18 protein-coding genes are annotated in these 15,680 nt (G+C 34.6%); 3 read left to right on the top strand and 15 right to left on the bottom strand.

Going from position 1 to position 15,680, the window contains the following annotated elements; genetic code table 11:
• Nucleotides 1–66 precede the first annotated feature (66 nt).
• Nucleotides 67–951, top strand: coding sequence for a hypothetical protein (locus BW939_RS03515; protein WP_076449827.1), 885 nt, complete (start codon nt 67–69; stop codon nt 949–951).
• A gap of 201 nt (nt 952–1,152) precedes the next feature.
• Nucleotides 1,153–1,872 carry an FKBP-type peptidyl-prolyl cis-trans isomerase gene (locus tag BW939_RS03510; RefSeq protein WP_076449825.1) on the top strand — a complete coding sequence of 240 codons (720 nt, stop codon included), beginning with the start codon at nt 1,153–1,155 and terminating at the stop codon, nt 1,870–1,872.
• Nucleotides 1,873–1,940: 68 nt separating this feature from the next.
• Here the strand turns inward: BW939_RS03510 and BW939_RS03505 are convergent, their stop codons facing one another.
• The 10 genes from BW939_RS03505 to BW939_RS03460 all read right to left on the bottom strand — a co-directional run bounded on the left by BW939_RS03505 (nt 1,941) and on the right by BW939_RS03460 (nt 7,910).
• Nucleotides 1,941–2,456: a hypothetical protein gene (locus BW939_RS03505; protein WP_076449823.1), complete on the bottom strand. Its 516-nt coding sequence runs from the start codon at nt 2,454–2,456 to the stop codon at nt 1,941–1,943.
• 40 nt (nt 2,457–2,496) lie between these two features.
• Entirely contained in the window at nt 2,497–3,063 is a 567-nt protein-coding gene (locus BW939_RS03500; RefSeq protein WP_228417098.1) for a hypothetical protein, read from the bottom strand.
• On the bottom strand, nt 3,041–4,417 hold the full coding sequence (locus BW939_RS03495) for a DUF4153 domain-containing protein (RefSeq protein WP_076449819.1): 1,377 nt from the start codon (nt 4,415–4,417) through the stop codon (nt 3,041–3,043). The genes BW939_RS03500 and BW939_RS03495 overlap by 23 nt, the downstream gene beginning before the upstream one ends.
• Before the next feature lie 39 nt (nt 4,418–4,456).
• The gene (locus tag BW939_RS03490; protein WP_076449817.1) at nt 4,457–4,942 is read right to left on the bottom strand and encodes a Coq4 family protein; all 486 of its coding nucleotides are present in this window, start codon (nt 4,940–4,942) and stop codon (nt 4,457–4,459) included.
• A 36-nt stretch (nt 4,943–4,978) separates the two neighbouring features.
• Nucleotides 4,979–5,278, bottom strand: coding sequence for a hypothetical protein (locus BW939_RS03485; RefSeq protein ID WP_076449815.1), 300 nt, complete (start codon nt 5,276–5,278; stop codon nt 4,979–4,981).
• A 10-nt stretch (nt 5,279–5,288) separates the two neighbouring features.
• Nucleotides 5,289–6,128 carry a metallophosphoesterase gene (locus BW939_RS03480; RefSeq protein ID WP_076449813.1) on the bottom strand — a complete coding sequence of 280 codons (840 nt, stop codon included), beginning with the start codon at nt 6,126–6,128 and terminating at the stop codon, nt 5,289–5,291.
• 18 nt (nt 6,129–6,146) lie between these two features.
• Nucleotides 6,147–6,437 (bottom strand): hypothetical protein, encoded by a 291-nt coding sequence (locus BW939_RS03475; RefSeq protein ID WP_228417096.1) that lies wholly within the window; start codon nt 6,435–6,437, stop codon nt 6,147–6,149.
• A gap of 60 nt (nt 6,438–6,497) precedes the next feature.
• The gene (locus BW939_RS03470; RefSeq protein WP_076449811.1) at nt 6,498–6,788 is read right to left on the bottom strand and encodes a winged helix-turn-helix domain-containing protein; all 291 of its coding nucleotides are present in this window, start codon (nt 6,786–6,788) and stop codon (nt 6,498–6,500) included.
• Nucleotides 6,789–6,804: 16 nt separating this feature from the next.
• Entirely contained in the window at nt 6,805–7,143 is a 339-nt protein-coding gene (locus tag BW939_RS03465) for a hypothetical protein (protein WP_076449809.1), read from the bottom strand.
• A 149-nt stretch (nt 7,144–7,292) separates the two neighbouring features.
• A complete protein-coding gene (locus BW939_RS03460; protein ID WP_076449807.1) occupies nt 7,293–7,910 on the bottom strand; it encodes a hypothetical protein in 618 nt (205 codons plus the stop codon).
• 101 nt (nt 7,911–8,011) lie between these two features.
• Between BW939_RS03460 and BW939_RS03455 the strand changes: the two genes are divergently transcribed.
• Nucleotides 8,012–9,613 (top strand): class I SAM-dependent methyltransferase, encoded by a 1,602-nt coding sequence (locus BW939_RS03455; RefSeq protein ID WP_076449804.1) that lies wholly within the window; start codon nt 8,012–8,014, stop codon nt 9,611–9,613.
• Nucleotides 9,614–9,658: 45 nt separating this feature from the next.
• Here the strand turns inward: BW939_RS03455 and BW939_RS03450 are convergent, their stop codons facing one another.
• The 5 genes from BW939_RS03450 to BW939_RS03430 form a co-directional block, all read right to left on the bottom strand.
• Nucleotides 9,659–10,423 (bottom strand): enoyl-CoA hydratase/isomerase family protein, encoded by a 765-nt coding sequence (locus tag BW939_RS03450; RefSeq protein ID WP_076449801.1) that lies wholly within the window; start codon nt 10,421–10,423, stop codon nt 9,659–9,661.
• Between the two features lie 250 nt (nt 10,424–10,673).
• A complete protein-coding gene (gene paaZ, locus BW939_RS03445; RefSeq protein WP_076449798.1) occupies nt 10,674–13,166 on the bottom strand; it encodes a phenylacetic acid degradation bifunctional protein PaaZ in 2,493 nt (830 codons plus the stop codon).
• 79 nt (nt 13,167–13,245) lie between these two features.
• A complete protein-coding gene (locus BW939_RS03440; protein WP_076449796.1) occupies nt 13,246–14,073 on the bottom strand; it encodes an alpha/beta hydrolase in 828 nt (275 codons plus the stop codon).
• A 28-nt stretch (nt 14,074–14,101) separates the two neighbouring features.
• The gene (locus BW939_RS03435; RefSeq protein ID WP_076449794.1) at nt 14,102–14,926 is read right to left on the bottom strand and encodes an alpha/beta hydrolase; all 825 of its coding nucleotides are present in this window, start codon (nt 14,924–14,926) and stop codon (nt 14,102–14,104) included.
• Between the two features lie 19 nt (nt 14,927–14,945).
• The gene (locus tag BW939_RS03430) at nt 14,946–15,539 is read right to left on the bottom strand and encodes an acyltransferase (protein WP_076450139.1); all 594 of its coding nucleotides are present in this window, start codon (nt 15,537–15,539) and stop codon (nt 14,946–14,948) included.
• Between the last annotated feature and the right edge of the window lie 141 nt (nt 15,540–15,680).

Below are 15,680 nucleotides of genomic sequence, written 5' to 3'. Positions count from 1 at the left end.
CCGTATAATTATTATAATTATTCTATTAAATTTTCTTAAATTAACATCACCTAAAAACTTAATATTATGAAAAAATGTTACATTTTGTTCACTGCTCTTCTATGCAGCTACAGCATCAATGCCCAAGTAGGCATTAATACAGATGATCCCAAAGCAACACTAGATGTTTCCAAAGGTACAGATGCAAGCAAACCACAAGGAATTATTCCACCCCGAGTGACTGGTGACGAGCTGAGAGCTAATGCTGCGCTTTACGGATCTGCTCAAAATGGCACAATAGTTTATGTAACCGCACCTGGTACTATAACCACAGAACCCAAAACTTCAGGCATTACTAGTCGCGGATTATTCATCTATGATGCAGATGAGTCTAATGGCACAGGAACAGGTTTATGGCAAATTTTACCAGACGGTCTCGCAACACCATCTTCAAATGGAACCGGTGATGGTGCATACGCAGCAAAACTTAACGGAAACATTAATCTTTTAAGTTTGAGTGCAGGATTATTTGCAAGCGACTTTTATTACCTGCCATTAAGCACTACAACATCGGTAATTGAAAATCAAATGGGTTCTTCTCTGATTACAAATGATGAATACATTGTTCCATCAACAGGTCTTTATCAAATTAATTACAGCTATAGAACAGGAAGCGGATTAACTGCAGAGCTTCTATCTGGCGGTACTCCAGGTGTAGCCATTTTAAAAACATCTACTACTGGCACACGCACTCGGTTAGACTACAGACAGTTTGGCGGAGTAAATCTTCTTAATATTACTGTTGCACTCATCCCTATAGTGGTAAGCGTCTCTTTAACACAAGGTCAAATCAGTCATATTTATCAATTTCAGGCTGGCGAATCTCTCAGATTTGGAATTGTAAAAGGTGGTGTTAACTTAAGCCTACTCGATAATCGATCTGCAGAAATATCGATTTTTAGAATCAAATAAAATGTGTTCCTTGTTTTTTAATGCTTTCTCGAAATAGGGAAAGCATTTTTATTTAAGAACCTGTTTAGGTTAGGAGAAAAGAAAATAGTCTTGAAAATTTTCTTTTTTAATTATTTTTAAACAGACTCTAAGTATGAATTAATTTATTTCCCACAATATTCATTAGTTTTGTAATCTTAAATTTTAGAATAGATATAAAAAATGAAAAAACATACTATTGCATTGCTTTCCTTAGCAATATTCAGCATTTCTTGTGCTCAGAAAAACGACAAGCAAGCAACTGAACAAAAATCTACAGACAAATACACTGATGACCAAAAAGCATCTTATTATATTGGGCTAAACATTGCCCAAAACATGAAGAAAGAAGGTTTTAAAGTAGATGCAGACCTTTTGGCCCAAGCCATCAAAGAAGACTTGGAAGGAAAAACAAAGTTATTCCCGGAAGCTGACATGAATACTTTTATGCAAGGTTTCATGCAGAAGCAGGAAGAAAAAAAGCATGCAGAATCTACTGCCAAAGCAGGCGAAAATAAGAAAAAAGGCCTTGAATTTCTTGCTAAAAACAAACAAAATCCAAAAGTGAAAACTACTGCATCTGGTCTACAGTACGAAGTTTTGCAGGAAGGTGACGGTAAGACAAAACCTACAGCTACAGGGATGGTTCAGGTAAAATATACAGGAAAATTGCTTGACGGAACTGTTTTTGACTCTACAGATAAAAATGGAGGCGCTCCTATTGATTTAAATCTTGGCAGCGTAATCAGAGGATGGACTGAAGGAATACAACTGATGAGCAAAGGCGCGAAATACAGATTCTATATTCCTGCAGATTTGGCTTACGGAGATCAGGGTGCAGGAGGTGCTATTCCACCGGGAGCTACAATCATTTTTGATGTTGAGCTGGTAGACGTTAAATAAACTTTATTCCTATTTACAAAAAATGTCTTTCAAAACAATTTGAAAGACATTTTTTTATTTCGCTGTTGTTATCTTACAGGTACGCTGCTGAAATTTAAAGCAACTTTCAGGTTCATATCAGAAGAAGTTTGATTTTTTAGTTCATAAACCGTTCTTACAGTAACTCCCGAACTTTTCACCACAGAATCTAAAAATCCTGTTTCGTTATTCAAATCCAGATTAAGGCCTGATGATGTTGTAGATATATTTGATCTTGAAGCGACTAGTTTTTCGCTGGTTCCGTCTGATGAAATATAAATTTTTATAGATTTTAGAGCACTCAAACTTCCTCCGCTGGGTGAAGTTACCGAAATCTTGGCATCAGAGATTCTTACATCTTTTATCTGCGCATTGTTGTTTCCTCCAAACCATGTTTGTACATTGGTGGCTGTTGACGTTGATGAAACTTCTTTGTCTGCAGGCACTCCTGTAGAGACTAGAACACTTGTAGTATAAGGAAATGTATTTTGTACAATAGACTGCACGGCACCACAGCTCATTAAAACGAGAGATGCGAATATGGATGTTGCTACTATTTTTTTCATTTTAAATCTTTTTTTATTTGGGGAACAGAAATTATACCAATTACTCTACTGTTACAGAAAAATCTCCACTAGTATTTCCATCTGCCATATTGTTTTTGCCAATAATAAGCCATACTTCGCCCTTCCCTTCTACATCATATTTCAATTCTTTACTAAAAGGACCATACATAGCTCCGCTTGGCATTTTTATTTGGTTAAATCTTATGTTTTGATTTTTATCTTTCACTTTTATGGTTGCAGAAATAGTAGGTTTATTAAAATTTGTAATTTTAAGAATCAATTTATCATGAGCTTCTGTAAATTTTTCTCCTATTGTAAACGGAAGACGTTCCCCGTCTGCAATTCTTATAATAACTCTATCATTCTCTTCTCTCATTACCCCTTTTTCTAAAACCTCTTTGGTTTTAGGGGCATTGTTGATGACAGAATCTTTCATACTAACTGCTACTGTTTCGCCCAAAGCTTGGTTTTCTTTTTGCTCATTAACGAGTACTGAATCATTATTTTGATTTTTTACTTCTGTTTTTTCTTTTTGGCATGAATGTAAAAATAAGATGGCGATGACTATTGTGGCGTATTTCATATTACTTAATGTTAATCGTTTCATAAAACAAATTTCTAGAAAGAAACCTTGTCTTTTGCTTCTCTTCAATTTTAGAAATAACTTCTTTTAAAAGCTGTTCATTGTTTTTTTCTTTGGCATGTTTCAGCAATTGTTTTTCACTAAAACTTATAGATTGCAGATGAAAATTAGTAGCAAAATCACTTCTTTTACTGTTTTGCATGGTAATAAATCCGCCCCAATTGATGAAAGAGCAAGCTAAAACCGTTCCATAAAAAGCCCAAACCATAGAGTTGAAAAGATAGGCATTGGTTTTCTTTTTCTGAATTTTAATAAAAGTAACAATCAAACCTATAGCAGAAAGCAATAAGAAAGCATACACTCCCAATTTTTTATACGTAAACGCATGTAGAATGAGATATTCTGTATTTTTGGCTGCCGTTACAATAAGTAAAACAAGATTTAGAAAAATCCACAATTTAGCCAAAACTTTGAGCCAATAAGCTTTTGGATCAAAATTGAAATAGGATTTGAAATAAAACATAATCACCAAAATCGCCATGATGATTGATCCAATTACAGCTTCTACTCTGTTGTGAGTTTCTTCCGACATATAATCCGGAGATTTTTCTATTTGATAAAACTGCTCATGAGTGTAAGTTCCAATGAAAAACAGCAACATTATATTAAGAACCGCTAATGAAACGACTCCGCTTGTTCTTTCAGAATTAAAATCTAGAAATGAAAAAGTTGGCTGAAGTGCAATTCTCTTCTTAGAAAATTCGTTATCCAATGAATGGTTGTTTTTAAAAATGATTCTCTCTACTGCAAAATTCCAGAAGTTGAAAGCGATGAAAAGTCCTAAAACCGACAAACAGAAAATCTTCCAGAGATTGATGTCTATATTAAAATCATCAAAAACTGCAGCAAAAGAATCACTTCCCGCCGAGTAAATGATGAAAAATACAATTGCAAAAAGCAAAGGAATGAGCACAAACGCCAAAGTTTTCTGCCATAAACCTGAAACATTCCGTTTCGGCAACCAGTCTTTGAACATAAAGAACTTGTAAATAGAAGTGAAAATACTGGTCATGAAAACCGGCAAAATCATAAAAGTTTTCAATCTGGTAGGTTTAGATTTGAATGACAAAAGTAAAAGTGAAGAAACTTCTGCTACAAAAGAAATTGCGTCTCCATAATAGGCAAAAGCTATTGAAGATAAAACACTCGTTGCAAAAGAGAGATAAAAAATTCGGTTTTTGAGGATAATCGGAGTTTTAAACAAGGATAAAACCGCATAAGAGATGCCAAGAACTCCCAAATTGAGACCGATTTCTTCATTATAAAAAAGAATAACAAAAAATAAAGCTGAGATGAATATACAGTGATGTGTTTTCATTAGAGTGAGTTTAAGGCTTAGACTGAAAATAAAATATGATTAAAATAAAACCGGAGTTTCTTTTTGTTTGATAAAATCTTTTAGACTGTCGAAATTTTGCCATAAAAGTTCTTCGAAATTCCAATGATGGAAGATTTTCATTTGTTGACCTTTTTTGAAAGCCTTTATATACGTTTTAAAATATTCGGGGAAAACGATTGTTCCCAACGCAAGAACACCTAGGAGATAAGCGCTGCGTTTACCGTTACCGAAAAGCAGATATTGCATAGCAATTTCGTCCTGAACATTGGTACTGCAATCTGTAATCAAGTGATAAACATCGTGATTTTCCATCTTGGGGATCATTCTGAAACCGTGATTATGATAGAATTCGCCCAGCGTTCTTCCCAAAGAATCTTCATGAAAGCTCAGCAATTGTTTTTCATTAAACTGCCACTGTCTTTTTTTCTTTTTAAAATATTTTCTGTACTGTTTTTGCGAGTTTTCGTACATGAAAATGATAAATTTTGTGCGTAGTTTTTTCATAATTTATGTATTTTGATATTAAATAATTATCCGGAATTAAAAATCCATTAGAAACATTCCTAAATAAAAATATAGAATTGCAATCGGAATATTAAAGCAGATAATTAATGATGCTTTGATACAATCTTTTAAATATGACTGATGAATTATTCCGTAAATAATTAATATAATAATCACTACCAAATTAACAGGAGTAGCAAACAGCAACAGAACAAATCCATAGTAAGCAAGAGCCTCAATTTTAGCAATCATATATCCGATAAGGCAAATATTTCCGAGAATTAAAAAAGTGAGAAAAGTAAATTTTCCAATGTTCATAATATCTTTATTTTTCATCTTTAAATTTTTAATCTAGAGTTAAAGTAAAAACTGTAATTTCCGGCCTTACCATAAACCTTACTTGAAAAGAATGCCCAATGGCTCGATTGATGTACAACATTCTACCATCTTCCAAATCAATTTCACCAGAGATGTATTTTTTGTTTTCCACGGGAAGAATCGGCGTAATCACTCCTGGTATTCTACATTGTCCACCATGCGTATGACCGCTCAAAACCCAGCCTTGGTAACCATTCCAGACATCTTTGTCGCAAACATCAGGATTATGACAAAGAACCAAATTGGCTTTTGAGGCATCATAATCTTTCATCACTTTCATCGGATCGAAATTGGGTGACCACAAATCATCTAAACCAATAATATTCAGCCCGTTGCATTCTTTTTGTTGGTTACGAAGCATTGTTACACCAGAATCTTGAAGAATTTTACAAATAGTTTCCGAAGAACCCAAGTCTTTCCATTGATCACCATAATCATGATTTCCCAAGATTCCAAATGTTCCTAAACCACCATAGACTGCATTTTCCATTACTTTTCTTAAATTTTTATGATCTTCTGAAGTTCCGTGATTCACGTAATCTCCTGTGTAGACCACAAAATCGGGATTGAAATGTTTGGTTTTTTGGAAAGATTCAATCAAAAAATTCCAATCAAAACGGTTTCCTACGTGCAAATCTGAAATCTGCATTAGAATTTTTCCTTCAAGATGTTCAGGAAGATTCTTAACTGGAAGTTTTCTTTCTACAAATTCTACCCAAAAAGGTTCTATCTGCCATGAATAAAGAAAAGGCAAAGCTCCGACTGCAGAAAGCTGCAAAAGTTTTTTTAGAAAATGTTTTCTTGTCATTACTTTTAAAAATGAAAATTAAGTTCCGGCAAAAGGTGTCCCGAAAAAACCAACCGCTAGCTCTACCCAAATGAGAATCATCACAAATAAAACTGCAATGAATAAGAGGAATTTGTAGGTTCTGTTCTTAACAATTCGGTGAATAGTGTCGATAATAAGAGCTGTACCTAATAAAATAGTTCCTGCAATAAGAAAATCAGAGGAAGACCAGTTGAACTCTTTAGAAAATAGATTTCCGAGCACCGCAACTCCCATTAATAGGGCGACAACAGAATAAATTATTATTGTTTTTTGTTTTTGTATCATCATTAATTTTATTTATTAAAAGTACTTTGTATTTCAAAGTTAATTTTCAAAAAAATATAGTGTTTATCTCTTTATTAATTTTTCTAAGGCATCTAAATGTTCAGTAAAAGCAATTCTTCCGTTTTGAGTTACACGGTATGAAGTTTTTGGTTTTTTACCGACAAATTCTTTCTTTACTTCAATGTAATTGGCTTTTTCCAACGCATTGCTGTGACTTGCCATATTTCCGTCTGTAATTTCCAATAAACTTTTCATCTCAGAAAAATCAACCCAGTCGTTAACCATCAGAACGGACATGATGCCCAATCTTACACGGCTTTCGAATTCTTTGTTGAGTTTTGAAATGTTGATCATTATTTTTTTTTATGCTTTAATCTTTAATTTGTCGGTGTTCTAATTTCGTGGCTTTATTGTCTGCATCATAATAAATATCTAAGTAATGATCTACAAAACCGAAACCTCCACCTGTTCCTGCTTCATAAGTCCATTTATTATTTTCTTTATCTCTCCAATCAGGTTCTCCTAAGATTTGCCTTACCTGTAAACTATCTTTTTTGATCAAAAATTTGCTATCAATTAAATCATCAATCATTTCAAATCTGCTTAATCTTTTATTAATATCTTCACCCACAAGAATCCATCTTTCTCTTTCAAATTCTCGATGCTTTTCTGTCGTTAAAGCGTAAATAAAAGCACCTACAAATACCATATATAAAATGATACCAATAAAACATGACAAGCTAATTCCTACTATTATTCTATAATTTTTATTTTTTATTCGTTTCTTTAAATAATTGTAAAATATTGCATAGATAATTATGGATAAAATTACAATAATGATAAAAACCTCCATAACAATTACTTATACTTTCGATGCATAATCAGCCCATAAACTATATGCAGCACCCCAAAACCAATTGTCCATGCAACCAATCCCCAACCTAAAAACAGGAAGGAAAGCAATCCTAAAACAATCTGGCAATATCCTAAATACTTAATATCTGTCAAAGTATATCTTTCTGCGCTTACCAAAGCCAATCCGTAGAAAATCAATGTTGCCGGAGCTACCAAGACAAATAAATGATGATACAGAAGCACCAGACAAAATAACCCACCCGTAACTAAAGGAACAGCAAATGTCACCAAAAGCCTTCTTGTGGTTGCATCCCAGATTTTTAATCCTTTCTTTTTGCTTTTATTAGCTGTGAAGATATATCCGCACGAAACGGCAACAACCAGAATGACTGCACCAATGACAACAAGCTCCTTTACCAATTCTTTTCCAAAAATATTCCTATCGCCGTCAAAGTAATCAATTCCTTCTCTTTGGAAAACAAAATATACATAAGCCGCCCCAATGATCGCTGCCAAACCGGCAACTACTCCAGATAAACCGCTTAACGAAATAAAACGTGACGACCGCTCCATCATAGAACGGATGTGTGATAAGTCTTCGTGATAGTTTTTTGACTCCATATAAAAGAACTTTGAATTGCAAAGTTATATTTTATTTTTAAACAGCAAAACTTTTATTCAAATATTTTATACAAATTCTTAACTTTAAAAAAATGTTTTGTATGGACAAAGAAACTTTGCGATCAGAAATTTTCAGACATTTGGATGGAGTTGTAAGTGCGCCTGTAGTTGCTTCACTCATGAAAAAAGAAATCATTGCTTTCATTATTGACCGACAAAAATTGTCTTTGAATGATCTTGTTCAAGAGTTCAAAGCCAACGAAGGATATCTGAATGTAGCAATTCGGGCAATGGCATCTCAAGGTTTTTTGGATTATGATGTTGACAATGAAAATGACAATATTTCGATTTCCGTAAATCCTACAACTCAATTTCTTCAAAAATATAGCTTACTTTATCTAAAAGTGATTCCTTTTTTGAAGCTTTCTACCAATATTAAAGACCAAATCAACGAAAATTCATTTATTGAAGAGTTTACACAATTGAGTGATGCTGTTAAAAATAATTTCGGGATTCAGCTTTCTGATGATGCAGAAGAAAAAAATATTCAGGAGCAAATTTTAAAACACATCGAAGGATGCATCATCGGTCCGGTGATCGTTTATCTCGGAATGACAGGGATGTTCCATAAATATTTTATGGAAACCTCATTTCAAGCGGCAGAATTTCATAAAAACGCTGATAATTTTGAGGTGATTTTAGATTTTCTGACCTATTTAGGATGGTTTAAAAAAACTGTCGACAATTATAAATTTACCGAAACCGGAATTTACTTTGCCAAAAGAGCTGCATCGTATGGCGTTACAGTTTCTTATCTTCCTTTGCTCAATAAAATGGATGATCTTCTGTTTGGAGACGCATCCAAAATAAGAGAAATCTCCGAAGGCGAAGATGAAATTCATGTAGACCGAGCGATGAATGTTTGGGGAAGCGGCGGTTCGCATTCCAATTATTTTAAAGTGGCGAATGATTTTATTATTCAGATTTTCAATCAACCTATTCATCTGCAGCCGAAAGGTGTATTGGATATGGGTTGCGGAAACGGCGCATTTATTCAGCACATTTTTGAAACGATTGAAAGATACACGCTTCGTGGGAAAATGCTGGAAGAACACCCTTTGTTTTTGGTAGGGGCAGATTATAATCAGGCTGCATTGAAGGTAACTAGGGCAAACCTCATCAACAATGATATTTGGGCAAAAGTAATCTGGGGCGACATCGGAAATCCGAAACAGTTGGCTGAGGATTTAAAAGAAAATTACGAGATTGAGCTTTCAGATTTACTAAATATTAGAACGTTTCTAGATCACAATAGAGTTTGGAAAGCTCCAGAAAACAAAAAGCCTGAGAGAATAAGTACTTCCAGCGGAGCATTTGCACATCGTGGCAAAAGATTACCTAACAATTTAGTTGAAGAAAGTTTAAAAGAACATCTTGAACTTTGGCTTCCTTATATCCGCAAAAACGGACTTCTTATCATCGAACTTCATGCTTTAGATTCGAAACTGACGGCAGAGAATTTAGGGAAAACTCCGGCAACAGCTTACGAAGCAACTCATGGTTTTTCAGACCAATATATTTTGGAAGTAGATGTTTTTAAGAAAATATGTTTAGAAACGGGATTGCAGATTGATAGAGAATTATTCAGAAAATTTCCAAATTCTGAGTTGGCAACGGTTTCTATTAATTTGTTGAAGAGTTAATAAAATAGGTGTTGTTAGGATTTCAAGTCCTAACAACACGTTTAATTATTTCGTTCTCAATCTTTCTTTTATTGCTTCAATATTTTTCTTTGCAGAATCCTCAAGAATCAAACTTGCACTCATGTGAATTCTTGCAGGCATCAATTCATTAAAATGCTCTGTGCCTTCCCAAGATACTTTTTTGATTAAAGCTAAAGCGTCTTCACTTCTTGAAGCCAAAGTATTTAAAAACTTATCAAGTTTGGAATCCATCTCAGCAATGTTTTCTGATACTGAATGGTAAATATTGTGCTGCACCGCCCATTCTGCCGACCTAAAATCTGCATCAATTGCCATGGCAGAAAACTGAGATTTTCCTATTTTTCTTTCTACATAAGGGCCAATTACGAAAGGTCCAATTCCTAAGTTGATCTCCGTTAAAGCTAAAGCAGAGTCTTTGGTTGCAAAACAATAATCTGCACCACAAGCTAATCCTACTCCACCACCGGTTGTTTTCCCTTGAACTCTTGCTACAACAATTTTACCACAATTTTTCATGGCATTCAAAACTTTTGCAAAACCTCCAAAGAATTTTGTAGATGCCTCTAATTCGTCGATGGCCAATAGTTCGTCGAAGCTGGCTCCTGCACAAAAAGCTTTTTCACCTACGCTTTTAACCAGAATTGCTTTTACTTCTTTTTTTGCTCCTTCTGAAAGAATGGTTTCTGCTAATTTTTCTAGAATTGCACCCGGTAGAGCGTTGCTTTTTTCCGTTCCGAATGTAATTTCTGCAATATTATTTTTAATTTCTGATGCTACAAATGGTTCCATTAATTATTTTTTATTTTCTTTTAATTTTAAAATTTTCATGCAAATTCACATGGATGAATTATGGGCAATTTCCGTGTTTTATCTGTGTAGAAAATAATGTGTGCGAAATGGGGCATTAATATTTATTTCTACACAGATTACATTACTAAGGAACGATTTCATTTCATTTAAAATAATTTTCCTTAAAACAATACAATCAAATTAGATTAATTGTGAATGCTGTGAAAACTATCTCATTATCGTATTGTTACTATAATCCAAACTGTTCAAAATGATGTGTGAAATGTTTTCTTTGGAAAAGCTCCATCATTTCTTTATTCAAATTCCCGAATCTTGGATTGTAATGTTCTGCAAAAGGATTTTCTTTGAAATAAACCGTAAATTCTTTCAAGGTTTCAATTAATTTCGATTTAGCTTCATCCAGATTTTTATTTTTATTCTGAGGAACTTCGCCTTCTTTCCATAAAGGATATTGCGCTCCCGGACGGATTTTCTGATCTGTATACAACCAGTCCTGAAGTTTTTCTAATTTCTCAGCAGGAATTTCCGGGAAATCTTCAGGTTTCAAATCACCGAAGCCGTTTCTGAGAACTTCTTCCAAATGCTCAACCATTAATTGCGGAGTCATATTTCCAAATAATTTCTCTGAATTTTCAGTCAAACCATTCAATTTTTTCTGAATATTCTGAACTTTAAAATCAATAAATGGAGAATGTTTTGCCACTAAAGTTAAAATCGTCGCTACACAGACTACCTCTTCTCTTTGGTTCACTACCTCAACCAGCCATTTCACTACCCCCGAAGGAATGTTTCTTCCTTTTACTCCTCTGTTGATTTTTTCTTTTGCTGTTAAATAAACCGTAATCGTATCTCCTGCATAAACGGGTTTGAAGAACGAACAGTTTTCCAGTCCGTAATTTGCAATAACAGGACCTTTTTTACCTGAAACAAACAAACCTGCCGCTGCAGAAAGAATAAAATATCCGTGAGCAACGGTTTTATCGAAGATAGTTCCCGACAAACTCGTTGCGTCCGTATGAGCGTAAAAATGATCCCAAGAAACATTGGAGAAGTTCACAATGTCTGCATCAGTAACCGTTCTACCGGCTGTTTCCAGAGAATCTCCCACCTCAACTTCCTCAAAATATTTTTGGAAAGGATGTTTATCTGAATATTTTTTCTCTGCACCTTGCTGGTAAACTTTGGTAATAGCGGTCAAAATATCAGGCGAACCTTGAATTGCTGTTTTCTGAAGGAAGAAATGAAGACCATTCAATCCACCCATTTCCTCACCGCCTCCTGCTCTACCAGGACCTCCATGCATCAATGTCGGAAGTGGCGAACCGTGACCTGTACTTTCTTTCGCATTATCTCTGTTTAAAACGAAAATTCTACCGTGCTGAGAAGCCATTTTCCAAGAAGTCTCTGCTACAAATTTCTCATCGTGAGAAACAATTGAGCCCACCAAACTTCCTTTTCCTCTTTTCGCCAAGGCTGCAGCTTCTTCCGCATCTTTGTAAGGCATCAAGGTAGAAACCGGACCGAAAGCTTCGACATCGTGAGAGATATTTTTAGTAAATGGAGAATCATTTAAGAACAATTTTGGTGACATAAATGCACCATTTTCGTAATCTGCATCTACAAGCTCGTGCTTTCCGTCGTAAATCAATTCGTTTTCAGTTTTCAGAATGTCTACTTTTCTTAAAACTTCGTCGTACTGCTGTTTTCCAACCAAAGAACCCATTCTTGTTTCTTTGCTTAACGGATTTCCTATTTTAGTTTGATCTAAAGCCTTAGACAAGGCATTTTGAACATCACCAATTAAGTTTTCAGGAACGATAATTCTTCTGATTGCTGTACATTTTTGTCCGGCTTTCGTAGTCATTTCGGTACGAACTTCTTTGATGAATAGATCAAATTCCGGAGTTCCAGGTTTTGCATCCAAACCAAGGATTGAACAGTTCAGAGAATCGGCTTCCATATTAAAACGCACCGAATTTCCTGAAACTGATGGCAAAGATTTTAATTTTCTACCTGTCGTTGCAGAACCTGTGAAGAGAACAGAATCTCCATCCTGAACGTAATCTAAAATATTTCCCGGTTCACCACAAACCAATTGAAGCGCACCTTCGGGAAGAACACCGCTTTCAATCATGTCCTGAAAAACTGCGTTCGTCAAATAAGAACCATAAGGCGAAGGTTTCACAATTGAAGGAACACCTGCCAATAATGAAGTTGAGAGTTTTTCCAACATTCCCCAAACCGGAAAGTTGTATGCATTAATTTGTACAGAAACACCTTCACTTGGTGTTAAAATATGAGTTCCTAAGAAAGTTCCGTTGGCAGAAATTTTCTGAGTTTCGCCATCTACCCAAAAAGGAGTGTTCGGAAGCATTCTTTTTGCCAACCCTGAATACGTGAAGAATGTACCGAAACCTCCTTCAATATCTACCCAAGAATCTGCGTGTGTTGCACCTGTTTTATAAGATAAATCATAATATTTTTTCTTTCTTTCCAGAAGATAAAGCGCTACTTTTTTTAACATTTCTCCACGATCATAGAAAGTCATTGACGACAGATTTTTGTAGCCTACCGTTCTTCCGAAATCGAGGGCTTGTTCGAAATTCAATCCTTCTGTATCAGAAATAGCAACTTGCTCTCCTGTCACGGCATTGTACAAAGGAATTCCGTTTCCGGTACCTTCTACCCATTCGCCGTGAATATAGTTTTTTAATTTTTGCATATCGTATTTAATTTAGCAATGTACCAATTTAACAGTTTACCGATAATTGATGCATTTTTAGATTTTTTATTTTTAAATATTAATTTTCTGAAGTTTTTATAAATTCTAAGGTTTCATCAAATCTTTTACTCCAAGGGAAAAAATATTGTACAACCATCGGAATATGTTTTTTATTAATGAAAACAGGTTTTACGTTGGGTTGAAAAGGACGAAGAGCTTCCAAAAAATTTTCATTGGCAACTTTGATCGATGGATAGGTTTTTTCACCAACATAAATTAAAAAAGGCGGTGTCTTTTCGTTGATAAAATAGATTGGTGACGCCTCTTTCCATTTCTGTGGATCTTTACTCCATGTAACATCATAATTACTTTCTGAAGTTGGTGGATTTTTCTCCAGATAATTTTTCATATCAATTCCTGCAGCATCAATTAAAATAATCCCTGAAACTGTATTTTCCGGAATCTGATATTTTGGATTCATTGTCGCAGAAGCTGCCAACTGTCCACCAGCCGAATGTCCTGAAACGAATATTTTTTGAGAATCTCCACTGTATTTCTCAGCATTTTCTTTTGTAAATTTAATTGCTGCTGCAATTTCCTTTGTCATCTGATCAACATCAGCATTCGGGCTCAATGTATAATCCGGAATAACCGCAACGATATTTTTGCGGGCAAAGTTTTTACCCATCAGATTATAGGTTTTTTTATTTCCTGTATTCCAGTTTCCGCCGTGTACAAAAATCAAAACAGGATATTTTCTATCAGTCTTTTTAGGCGTGAAAATATTTAGTTTAATTTCTTTTCCTGCATTGTTTTTTGTGAAGGAAACATCTTTATAAACAGCTGTTGGTTTACAGCCAATTAAAACAATTCCAATGATCAAAAAAATACTGAAACTAAATTTCATTTTATAAATATTATTTAGGTTGAAAATATTATTTAGGTTCTTGATAAGGAAACAATTTCACTAAACCTTCATATAAACTTCTGTGAAGAATCGTAGCATGATTGTCTAAATCCATCATTTTATATTCTACCGTCCAGTTTTTCTTCTTTGATTTCTGAAGAATATTATAGAAATCTTCTGCATCTTTAATCATCACTTTATGTTCACCTTTCCCGACAGAAACGTAAACAAATTTCTTGGTATCGGAAGATTTAGATAACAGCTGATTGGCATTTTTCAACAGACTTTCATCATCCCACCACAAACTCGGACTGATAATAAAATAGTTATTAAACAGTTCAGGTTTTTTCAACAATATTTCTGTCGCTAAAAGTCCGCCCAGAGATTGACCGAACAAATAAGTATCAGTCGTTTTAAACTGACTTTGGATGTAGGGTTTTAATTCCTTTTCAAGAAAACTGATGAATTTTTCCGAGTGTCCTGTCGTTGGATAATCTTTTTGTAAATCTTTTACATCTGTATGAAAAGTGAAGTCTCTTTTTCTGTCAACATTGGCAATTCCGACAACAATTGTTTCCGGCATTGCATACATTAAGTTGAAAAACTGCACCAATCCAGAAACATGGATAAAGTCTTCATTCATGCTTCCATCCAACAAATAGATAATCGGATATGATTTTGTTTTATCAAAATTCTGTGGAAGATAGATGTTTAAGTTTCTTTCCTCTTTTAAAATTTCTGATTTTAGCGTTCTGATTTCCCCAATCGTCAATGGTTTTACATTTCCATTCTGGGCAAAAACCATGAATTGAAATGCAAAGAGAATACAGAAAAGGAAAAGTTTTTTAATCATATTAAATCTTGAAATTTAATTATTTCACATCATCCCAAATACTGTAATCAACAACCTTTGTAGGAATCTGCTGAACAAATTCTGTAAACGGTTCACACAATTGGATCGCATCTTTCCCTTCTCTCGCCAGTTCCTGATAGAGTTTCGTTCCTTCAGTTTTCCATTTAATCATTTCATCAGAAACATCACGAATGATTTTTGCAGGACTTCCGACAATCAATTTTCTCGCATCACATTTGAAATTTGCAGGAACAAAAGCCAATGCTCCGATGATACACTCGTCACCGATAACGGCTTTGTCCATGACAACCGCATTCATTCCAACCAAACAATTTTTACCAATGTGTCCGGAATGGATAATTGCTCCGTGACCAATGTGGGCAGATTCTTCCAAAATGGTTTCAATACCCGGAAAAACGTGAAGCGTGCAGTTTTCCTGAACATTTGCGCCGTCTTTGATGATAATTTTACCCCAATCTCCACGAATAACAGCGTTTGGTCCGATATAAACTTCCTCACCTATTTCTACATTTCCGATTATTACCGCTTGAGGATGAACGTAAGCAGAAGGTTTAATGATGGGACGAATGCCGTGATATGAGTAAATATTCATAGTTTTAATTTGAAAATTTGAGAATGAGTTAGTTTGAAAATTATTTTTAACGCAAGGTTCGCAAAGCTTTTTTTTAATTTTCCTATCTATTAACTCAGCAAACACTAAAACATTAAATTTAATGAGATAATTTGAAAATTG

The sequence above is a fragment of the Chryseobacterium piscicola genome (genome assembly GCF_900156685.1).
GTDB lineage: Bacteria > Bacteroidota > Bacteroidia > Flavobacteriales > Weeksellaceae > Chryseobacterium > Chryseobacterium piscicola.
This window is presented reverse-complemented; position numbering and strand designations above follow the sequence as displayed.

Bases quoted from the DNA above. Each gene is read 5' to 3' on its own strand.
- BW939_RS03505 (WP_076449823.1), bottom strand. From the start codon at position 2,456: ATGAAAAAAATAGTAGCAACATCCATATTCGCATCTCTCGTTTTAATG.
- BW939_RS03455 (WP_076449804.1), top strand. From the start codon at position 8,012: ATGGACAAAGAAACTTTGCGATCAGAAATTTTCAGACATTTGGATGGA.
- BW939_RS03500 (WP_228417098.1), bottom strand. From the start codon at position 3,063: ATGAAACGATTAACATTAAGTAATATGAAATACGCCACAATAGTCATC.
- BW939_RS03435 (WP_076449794.1), bottom strand. From the start codon at position 14,926: ATGATTAAAAAACTTTTCCTTTTCTGTATTCTCTTTGCATTTCAATTC.
- BW939_RS03510 (WP_076449825.1), top strand. From the start codon at position 1,153: ATGAAAAAACATACTATTGCATTGCTTTCCTTAGCAATATTCAGCATT.
- paaZ (WP_076449798.1), bottom strand. From the start codon at position 13,166: ATGCAAAAATTAAAAAACTATATTCACGGCGAATGGGTAGAAGGTACC.
- BW939_RS03430 (WP_076450139.1), bottom strand. From the start codon at position 15,539: ATGAATATTTACTCATATCACGGCATTCGTCCCATCATTAAACCTTCT.
- BW939_RS03490 (WP_076449817.1), bottom strand. From the start codon at position 4,942: ATGAAAAAACTACGCACAAAATTTATCATTTTCATGTACGAAAACTCG.
- BW939_RS03495 (WP_076449819.1), bottom strand. From the start codon at position 4,417: ATGAAAACACATCACTGTATATTCATCTCAGCTTTATTTTTTGTTATT.
- BW939_RS03460 (WP_076449807.1), bottom strand. From the start codon at position 7,910: ATGGAGTCAAAAAACTATCACGAAGACTTATCACACATCCGTTCTATG.
- BW939_RS03515 (WP_076449827.1), top strand. From the start codon at position 67: ATGAAAAAATGTTACATTTTGTTCACTGCTCTTCTATGCAGCTACAGC.
- BW939_RS03480 (WP_076449813.1), bottom strand. From the start codon at position 6,128: ATGACAAGAAAACATTTTCTAAAAAAACTTTTGCAGCTTTCTGCAGTC.
- BW939_RS03440 (WP_076449796.1), bottom strand. From the start codon at position 14,073: ATGAAATTTAGTTTCAGTATTTTTTTGATCATTGGAATTGTTTTAATT.
- BW939_RS03450 (WP_076449801.1), bottom strand. From the start codon at position 10,423: ATGGAACCATTTGTAGCATCAGAAATTAAAAATAATATTGCAGAAATT.
- BW939_RS03465 (WP_076449809.1), bottom strand. From the start codon at position 7,143: ATGGTATTTGTAGGTGCTTTTATTTACGCTTTAACGACAGAAAAGCAT.
- BW939_RS03470 (WP_076449811.1), bottom strand. From the start codon at position 6,788: ATGATCAACATTTCAAAACTCAACAAAGAATTCGAAAGCCGTGTAAGA.
- BW939_RS03485 (WP_076449815.1), bottom strand. From the start codon at position 5,278: ATGAAAAATAAAGATATTATGAACATTGGAAAATTTACTTTTCTCACT.
- BW939_RS03475 (WP_228417096.1), bottom strand. From the start codon at position 6,437: ATGATGATACAAAAACAAAAAACAATAATAATTTATTCTGTTGTCGCC.